Raw genomic sequence first — 7,888 nt, forward strand, 5'->3', positions numbered from 1 at the left:
TTGTTCTTCTTGATATGGTTGATGGAGTATTTTTGCGAGGTGTTGAAGCGCAGGCGTTCTTCGTCGATAGGAGCGTCAAGCGATGGCACCGATACCCATGATGGAAGGGAGGCAGGAGCCAGACGATTGCTGTAAGATGCGAGTTGGTTAAGTGCATAGCCTAGATTTTTGCCTGTTCTGTCGTATTCTGCATCATACATCATCTGTTTCTTCTTGCCAATTTGCATGATATTGATGCTTCCGCCTACGTGGGATGGATGCCCTACGAGCATGTAAGGCTTGAGGGTGGGCATCAGTTTGTCGCGGGCACTATCTTTCAGGGCGATGTTCATCGCTACATTATCCGTAAAGGTCTTGTTCTGGAGCGCCTTGATAGGCTGGTCATGCTCGATGACTTCGGCCTTTTTCACATCTTTTGCCTTGATGTTCTCCTCTAGTTGGTTATATTTGCCACCGGTCAGGTCGAGACCTTCTACTGTGAATCGATTGATGGGCTTACCATTGTAATTGATACGACCATTCTTCTCTATATCCACGCCTGGCAGCTTTTTCAATACATCCTTCAGACTGTTGTCCCGTTCGTTGGCAAAGCGGGTGAGGTCGAAAGATATGGTATCCCGCCCTGTGATACGAGAGCCTTTTACTTGTACTTCCTTCAGGACAAAAGCTGTTGAAGCCATACTGATGATGGTTTCTTTTCCCGATGAAATCGATGTTTTTGTCTTTTTATACCCCATAAACGTGGCCTGCAGTTTGTCGTTGGCTTGCTTTTCGGTGATAGGTAGCACGAAGGTTCCGTCCTCCTTTGTTTTTGTAAACTTCAAGGGCTTTCCATTGCGGAGCAGCGTGATGGAGACGTTGGCCAGACGGTTATGGGTCAATGAATCTTCTACATAACCATGAATCCCGCTAGTAGTGTTATTGTCATCGAGTAAGATAGGAGTGTTTCTCTTGCTCTGCATCGCCATTGGGATGCAGAACAAGAGAAAGATAGCGATAAAACTGATAATTATTCTCTTCATAATTCGCCTTTTTCTATTTATCTGTTTGCAAACCTTTTAGTTGCTCCTTTACTTTCGCTGTAAGTTTAGCTTTTTCCTTTTCATCCTTCAACTTATCAGCTTTTGCCAAGAACATCTGGAGATAGAGTTTTGCCTGTGGCTTCATCTTGGCTCCGATATACATTTGCGCAGCATTGTAATAGTTGTGAGGATCGTCCTCGTCATCATATTCGATGCACTGGGCGAAGGCATGACCTGCATTCTCGTATTCCAACTTATAGTAATAAAGCTCAGCAAGTTGCTGGTTTACATATAGTCCACGACTGCGAGGGTAAGCCACGGTTATAGACCGTTCCAGGTTGATGATGGCGTGTCTTGCCAGGGTTTCCTTTTCCACGATGTTCTTAGTCTGTTCGGAAATCTTCTTGCAAGTCATGCCCAAGTAGAAGAGACAGTTCATATTTGGGTTGTCTTTCTTCATCTCTGCCGCCTTGTTCAGATAGGTATAGGCTTCTCGGTACTTTTCCAAGTTATAATAGCACAATCCTATGACGAGGTTAGACTCAAAATTGTCGAATCCATCGGCTATAAGCTTCTTGTATCTAGGGATGGCTTGCTCGTATCTAAGCTGTAAATAGAGTGAATAGGCAAGCTCCTTGTTGATGAGAATATTCGTGGAGTCACGTTTTTCAACATACGACAAGGCGAATGCTGAAACGCTTTCAGGCTCCCCATGGTTGTTCCATTGCTGAAGTAGGGTGGCAAATACCTCCCCGTCGTATGGGTATTTGTCATAGATAGTCATGCCATATAATTCTACCTTTTTTTTATCGCCAAGATTAAGATAGGAATAGAACATCATGCGCAAGTCTTCATGGTTGAGACTGTCGTTAGGAATGCTATCCATGCAGGCGATGCACTTCTTGTTGTCGCCACGAAGACGATAGCAAGAAGCGAGCTTTCTGAGAACATTCAAATCGTGTGGATGCTCATTGATATATTGTTGGTAATAGGTGATGGCATGGTACGAGTCATGCTCGTTCATGCAACTGTCGCCCTGCAGTATCAAGTGTTGGATGGGAGTCTGCTCTTTTTGGGCTGATATTCCGATGATTCCAAGGAATACCAAACAAGTGATGAATAAATATCTTTTCATACTTATATTGTTCGTTTGTTGTTATGATGTAGAATACAATCAGTTAATCGAGCTGGAGTTACTCCAGCTCGATAGGGTTGCCCTTGTTGCTTCGGTTTAGAGCCTTGATGGCACCTTCGGGTAATTTCTTAAACGTAAATCCAGTTTTTCTCACTGTTGCTTTGAGTGCTTCTGCGCCATCAAATTTATGCTTAGCCTCTCTTAACTCTTTCTGTGTTACTTTCTCTCTTGCCTTTTCCGTGAAAGTTATGCTTTCGGTCCCATTCAATGTGCTCATACCGATAGCATTGAATATGTATTGTTTGTTCTGGTCGTAAGCAAGTAGAACAAGACCAGGCAGTCCGGAAATTTTCCAAGGTCCTTCGCTTATAGGTATGTCTTCTGAGTACCAGGCATACCAGATTCTGCCTTTGAAGAATGCTTTTGCCAACAGGCATTTATAGCCAATGATGGTAGTTGTGCTATCTGGGATAAGCTGCCAGTTTGGCACCTCTAATTGTTCTGTACATTGGTAATAGTTACCAAGGACTTTATCCAGTAAAGTGGTTTGCCCCTTTGATGGATAGTTCTTGTAGAATTCCCAATGGATTCTGCCACCTCTAGGAATTTTACTCATGTCATATTGCCCCGTCTTAGCTTGTTCATCCATGATAGAATCGGATATTTGCTTTGTTCTATCATAGAAATGAGTTGTCTTGCTACCGATGTCAAGTCGCATTTCGCTCTCCCAATAGTTGTAGGGAACTGTTGTGGTATCTGGTACCATTTTCCCATTGTAGGTGATGCGATAGTTTACCTTGTCAATATTGACCACTTTCTCATTTTTGTTGCCTTTCTGAGCATTCAAGCTGCATACTGTGAGTATGGCTGCTAATAATAATGTTATTCTTCTCATAGTCGTTTGATGTTTAGAATTTCGGATGCAAAGGTAATACAAATGATAGAAATAGCCAAATCGGAATTACACGTCAGTGAGTACAGATATGTTGATAACGAGAGAGTTACAATCAGAAAAAACTTAAAATACAAGCTTTTTGTAATGCTTCGATAAGTTAATGGAGTAAAGCGAAAAACTTATGGGAGTGCTTATCTGATGATGTCTTCGAACGACTCAGCTCCAGTGTCACTCTTGATTCTCGACTTTCTTACCCTGATATTCGAGAGAGAGTATTGCAGGATTTGCATCACTTCCTCATCGCTCTTGCCGATATGGTAGAGGATGCAGAAGAGGCTTTGTGATGGATTCAAGTCGTAGTTCTCCAATCGTTCGCTATACTTCTCGTCTATCACCTTGAAGCTAGCGAGAAGTTGTCGGATGCCTTGCTTACCTATCTGGCTGATGTTTTGATTTTGTATCGTCATCGAATAATATACCAAGCCTTGGCTGATGTCTGTGAGCTCGGTAATTTGAGCCTTGTATTCTTCGATGTCCTTGTCACGACGTTTCAGTTTGCGAAGCTGGGTGGTGATTTCGTGGTTTAATAGTTCGCATTGTTCCGATAACGAAGAGTTCTCCACATCTTTTAACTGGTGCAGTGACTCATGCAAGTTTTTTATAGTTTGGTGAGCCTTTCGGATTCTGGAAATAGAGAGGTAAGTCATCGTCAGGAGAATGATGAGCACGATGATGATTCCTACAAATATATAGGTCTTAACCTTTTCATAGCGATAACGGGTGTTACCACCCTCGTACATCAGTTTTACTTGCTTTTCCTTTCCTGAGTTTTCGTCTTTGACAAGCAAAGGAGCTTCTTGTCGTAATTCGTGGGCAACACGGTTTGCCATGAGCGTATCTCCTTTTTGTAGGGAGAGGAAATATAAGGGGAGATAATACTTATATCCTAAAGCAAAGGAATAGGATCCCCATGTATTTAGGCGTTCTTGATCTATGCTATAGTTTTCTTTGATATGCTGCGTGGCGAAGGCATGGGTTTCCTCGCTGTTTCTTGTGAGCAAGCGATAGAAATCGATGTTGTTGTCATATTTTACCCCGTGATTGTCTTGCGCTTTCTTTGCATAGCTTATCAAGATGGAATCAGGCACATTGCCCCTGTCCATCAAGGCTTGGAAGTAATGATAGTACATGGGTCCCAAGGTACTGTCCTTGTTCTCTTTGATTTGATTGGCAACTTCGAAAGCTTGGTTGGCAAGCTCCTGATCTTGGTTGTTGATGCTACGATAGAGTAGTGCCCAGGCACGGTAGCGGATATTGTTGGTTTGGCGAGCCTCGTCTTCTAACTGTACGGTGTAAATGTTTTGGTGGGTAATGCGACACAATATGTCGTACATATCCAGCTTCTCCTTTTCTCTCATGTTGCTATCGTAGGCGATGGCCTGTGAGAACCATTTGATGGCTTTTGCGGTATCTCGATAGTTGTTGAGTATCGAGGCTCCCTTATAATATAAGGAACGTGCAAGAAGGGGTTCATCCTTTTCGTTCACGAAGATGTTGATGGCATCGTCTATGTCGTTTTCTTTATAGATGTAACCATTGAGTTGATACTCTATCTTGGCAGTTAAGAGCTTATAGTAGCCTTTGTTGTCGTTGCTGTCAGCACGAGAGAGGAATACCTTAGCTTGTGCTGGGTATTCGTCGGCAAGGTCGTCTATCTCAGGGAAGGATAGGCGATATCCTGAGTCCATGCAACTGGCGAGAACGGCTAGCTGCATGATAGTGAACAGAAATATGATGATTTTCTTGCTTGTATAAATCATATTGTTATCGTCAAATTATCAACTTTACATTTGTTGTTTCAGAAATCTTTTTGCAAAAGTACAATAAATTGTCGATAAGAACAAGAAAATAAGCTTTCTATTTCAGATTTTTGTAGAAACTCGCAAAAATCTGAAATGGAAAGCCTTTGAGATGTCCCTATCGCTCGATTGGATTGAAGACACGTTTCCTCGCTTTTGGTTTGATAGGTTTTCCATTCTCATCTGTCCACTTTTCATCTCTTAGCATCTCGCTTCCATCGTCTCTCAGCTTGATTTTGGTGAGGTCAGACTGGGAAACTTTCTCTGCCTCTTCGGGCTTGGCGTATTTGAGAGCCTCCTTGCCTTTCAGGTCTTCCAGCCCGATGGCGTTGAGATAGAATTGTTGCTGTGCATCGTAGGCACGGAGTATGAGACCAGGCAGACCGCAGAGTTTCCAAGGACCCTCTGACACAGGGATATCCTCAGCATACCAAGCTAACCAAGTTCTTCCCTTGAAGTTGGTCTTGGCGAGTTGGCAATGATAGCCGATGATGGTTGTAGTGCTGTCTGGGATGAGTTGCCAATCAGGAGTCTCGGCCTTTTCGATGCAGTGATAGGTTCTCAAAGCCCACGAATCTTGAAATAGGGTCTGACCGTTCTTTGGGTAGTTTTTGAGGAATTCAAAGTCCATGCATTTTACCGGCTCGGCTTTTCTTAGATCAATGACACCGCCTGAAAGTATCATTTGTAAGACTTGCTGTTCCCATTGCTCCTTGGACTGGTTATAGAAGTGAGTGATGTTGCTACCGATGTCGAGTCGCATCTGTGCCTTGCGATAGATATACGGCATTTCTGTGGTGTCGTTCACCTGTTTTGCATCGTAGGTGATGCGATACTTCACTTGGTCGAGGGTGAGCGTGTCCACGCCCGATCTCATCTGTGCTTTTGCGGTCAGGCTGCCTAAGGCGAGGATGGCTGCAAGAATCAATGTAAGTTTCTTCATGTTCTCTATTTATTTTTTGATGCTTATTTACGAGTAAGACGCAGAGATAGGGAAAAGGTAAACAGAATAATGACGGTCAGTTGGATTATCTGAAGCAGAAGTAGTCTATGTAAATAATACTCTAGAACGAGGCAATCTAGAAGAAACACCCGTAAAATGGGGAAAGAAGAGATTGAAAATCTTCCCTTAAGAGATATTCTCACCAGACTTAACCTGTAAGGATATCTCTTCGTAGATTTCGCGGCATCTCTTTTCCTTCATTTTATTCTTTACGCCAACGGCTATCATATCCTCTACGGTCGGATGCCCAGTTCCATTTACAGATGTTGCGTGTTCACCATTATATCCCTCGGTGCAATGGGTGAGGTCGTAGGCTGGGGCTAAATGCCAATGCCATTTGCCATCGCTCTCTTTCTGAACCAAGAAAGAGAAGTTCTTGCAGTGGTCGTCCTTGTTGTCCATTATGTAATTAAAAACCATACGGCGGAACATCTCTTCTACATCCTCTTGGCTCTGAGTAAGATAACCTGTAAGTGCCAAAAGGTTGAGATAATCGAGAATTGGGTTGGAAAGGGAAACGTTGAGCAAGGCTCCAGCTGTGGCTACGTGAATGCGTTCGCCTGTTGGAGAAATGTCGAAGCGACGGCAGGCAAAATACTTGTCGTTTACCAGTTTGAAGTCGGGTACTTGGATACCACATTGCTTGGCTATCTCATTATAATGATACTCTTGCTTTCCCATATCTTGTGGGTCGTAGGTATGGCGAAACTTGACCAACCAATGACCATCCTCATTTGTGAAAATGGCTTTCGGGCGACAACCGCCACTATTACCACTATTATATAATAATAATCCTGCGTCATTATCCTGTTGCTCCTTCAATACTTCCAAGGCTTTGGCTTGTAAAAGGTCAAAGTCCTCAATCTCGTGTCCAGTCTGGATAGAAGTTATAGGTTCGTAGGTCAATGCGCCCATACCTCCATTGCCCACGATGCTCAGTCGGTCGAGAGCAGATAGCTCAAAGTCGTTGATGCCCTCTTTTAGCAAGGCTTTATGCAATAGGTATCTACCATATCCATCGGGAAGGCTGTCTTCGAAGATACCAAAGTTCCCGTTGAAAGGGGTGGTTTTGGCAATGAAAAGACCAGGCTTCAGTGGCAATTCCAGCGGAGATATACTAAAGCCAGATGCCAACCACTGATTGTCATACTCGAATGTGCATACCTTTCCATCGGCACTCAATGACAGTGTGCCGACTTTCTCCTGGTGATATTTCACGGCTAAAGATTCTATATGTTTCATTGTCTGTAAGCCTTTTTCTTGTTAGCGTTTCTTTTTATCTGTTGCAACTCCTCCATGGTGGAGTACTTGGGTTGCGAGAAGACGTTCTTGATTTCTGAGGTGTAGTCCAAAGCTATGGCGATACCAATCAGATTTTTGAGGGAGATGAGGCCCTTTTGTTCGAATCTGGTGATGTTGCTGACGGCAACGCCTGACTTGTCTGCCACTTGCTCACGTGTCAGATTCTTCTCTATTCTTCGTTTTCTGAAGTCTTTTGCCATCTCCTTTGCAATCTCATCAGGATTGTCGTGGAGGTAGTTATCTAATATTGCTAATATATTATTCGTTTCTTGCATAATCGTTGGGATAATAATAAGATATTATCAGTTGCAAAGATACAAAAAATAATGTTATGTTCCAAATAAAAATGAACTAAAAAGTCAAAATCCCTTATAACCTTGTCTCTTGTCTTCAAAAACAAAGAACTCCCGTCTCTTTTCTGAGATGGGAATTCTTGTTTAAAAGGAATACTGGGCGGAAATCATCAGTTCACGAGGGCGAAGATGATAGCTGTCGGTCAATGTACTGATGCCGCTATAGATGGTTTCCATATAGTTCTTCTTGTTGAAAAGGTTTCGAAGCTCTGCTGAAAGGCGGAGCTTTTTCATTCTCCAAACTGCCGATGCATCGCCAAGGAGGGTGTTTAGGTGGTTGCCCTCTTGCAGCTCATTGTGATAATGTACGAGCGAGAAG

Annotated in this window: 7 protein-coding genes and 1 pseudogene; all 8 read right to left on the reverse strand. The window is 43.1% G+C overall.

What is annotated here, in order from left to right; all coding sequences use genetic code 11:
• Positions 1-1,022 (reverse strand): annotated as a pseudogene (locus DXD25_RS15410) (hypothetical protein); the annotation flags it as partial.
• A gap of 13 nt (positions 1,023-1,035) precedes the next feature.
• Positions 1,036-2,157, reverse strand: a complete 1,122-nt coding sequence (locus DXD25_RS15415; protein ID WP_117664275.1) for a CDC27 family protein — start codon at positions 2,155-2,157, stop codon at positions 1,036-1,038.
• A 58-nt stretch (positions 2,158-2,215) separates the two neighbouring features.
• Complete coding sequence (locus tag DXD25_RS15420) at positions 2,216-3,052, reverse strand: GLPGLI family protein (RefSeq protein WP_117664276.1); 837 nt, start codon at positions 3,050-3,052, stop codon at positions 2,216-2,218.
• 191 nt (positions 3,053-3,243) lie between these two features.
• Positions 3,244-4,872 (reverse strand): hypothetical protein, encoded by a 1,629-nt coding sequence (locus DXD25_RS15425; protein ID WP_117664277.1) that lies wholly within the window; start codon positions 4,870-4,872, stop codon positions 3,244-3,246.
• Between the two features lie 157 nt (positions 4,873-5,029).
• On the reverse strand, positions 5,030-5,854 hold the full coding sequence (locus DXD25_RS15430) for a GLPGLI family protein (RefSeq protein WP_117664278.1): 825 nt from the start codon (positions 5,852-5,854) through the stop codon (positions 5,030-5,032).
• Positions 5,855-6,040: 186 nt separating this feature from the next.
• Complete coding sequence (locus DXD25_RS15435) at positions 6,041-7,156, reverse strand: type II toxin-antitoxin system HipA family toxin (RefSeq protein WP_117664279.1); 1,116 nt, start codon at positions 7,154-7,156, stop codon at positions 6,041-6,043.
• Positions 7,153-7,491, reverse strand: coding sequence for a helix-turn-helix domain-containing protein (locus DXD25_RS15440; RefSeq protein WP_117664280.1), 339 nt, complete (start codon positions 7,489-7,491; stop codon positions 7,153-7,155). The genes DXD25_RS15435 and DXD25_RS15440 overlap by 4 nt, the downstream gene beginning before the upstream one ends.
• Positions 7,492-7,653: 162 nt before the next feature.
• A partial coding sequence (locus DXD25_RS15445; RefSeq protein ID WP_147327947.1) for a TonB-dependent receptor occupies positions 7,654-7,888 on the reverse strand: 235 nt, incomplete at its 5' end.

It is taken from the genome of Prevotella sp. TF12-30 (genome assembly GCF_003436715.1).
In the GTDB taxonomy this organism is placed as follows: domain Bacteria; phylum Bacteroidota; class Bacteroidia; order Bacteroidales; family Bacteroidaceae; genus Prevotella; species Prevotella copri_A.

What these genes read in the sequence shown, in the direction of transcription:
- DXD25_RS15415 (WP_117664275.1), bottom strand. Translation starts at nt 2,157, where the DNA reads ATGAAAAGATATTTATTCATCACTTGTTTGGTATTCCTTGGAATCATC.
- DXD25_RS15420 (WP_117664276.1), bottom strand. Translation starts at nt 3,052, where the DNA reads ATGAGAAGAATAACATTATTATTAGCAGCCATACTCACAGTATGCAGC.
- DXD25_RS15425 (WP_117664277.1), bottom strand. Translation starts at nt 4,872, where the DNA reads ATGATTTATACAAGCAAGAAAATCATCATATTTCTGTTCACTATCATG.
- DXD25_RS15430 (WP_117664278.1), bottom strand. Translation starts at nt 5,854, where the DNA reads ATGAAGAAACTTACATTGATTCTTGCAGCCATCCTCGCCTTAGGCAGC.
- DXD25_RS15435 (WP_117664279.1), bottom strand. Translation starts at nt 7,156, where the DNA reads ATGAAACATATAGAATCTTTAGCCGTGAAATATCACCAGGAGAAAGTC.
- DXD25_RS15440 (WP_117664280.1), bottom strand. Translation starts at nt 7,491, where the DNA reads ATGCAAGAAACGAATAATATATTAGCAATATTAGATAACTACCTCCAC.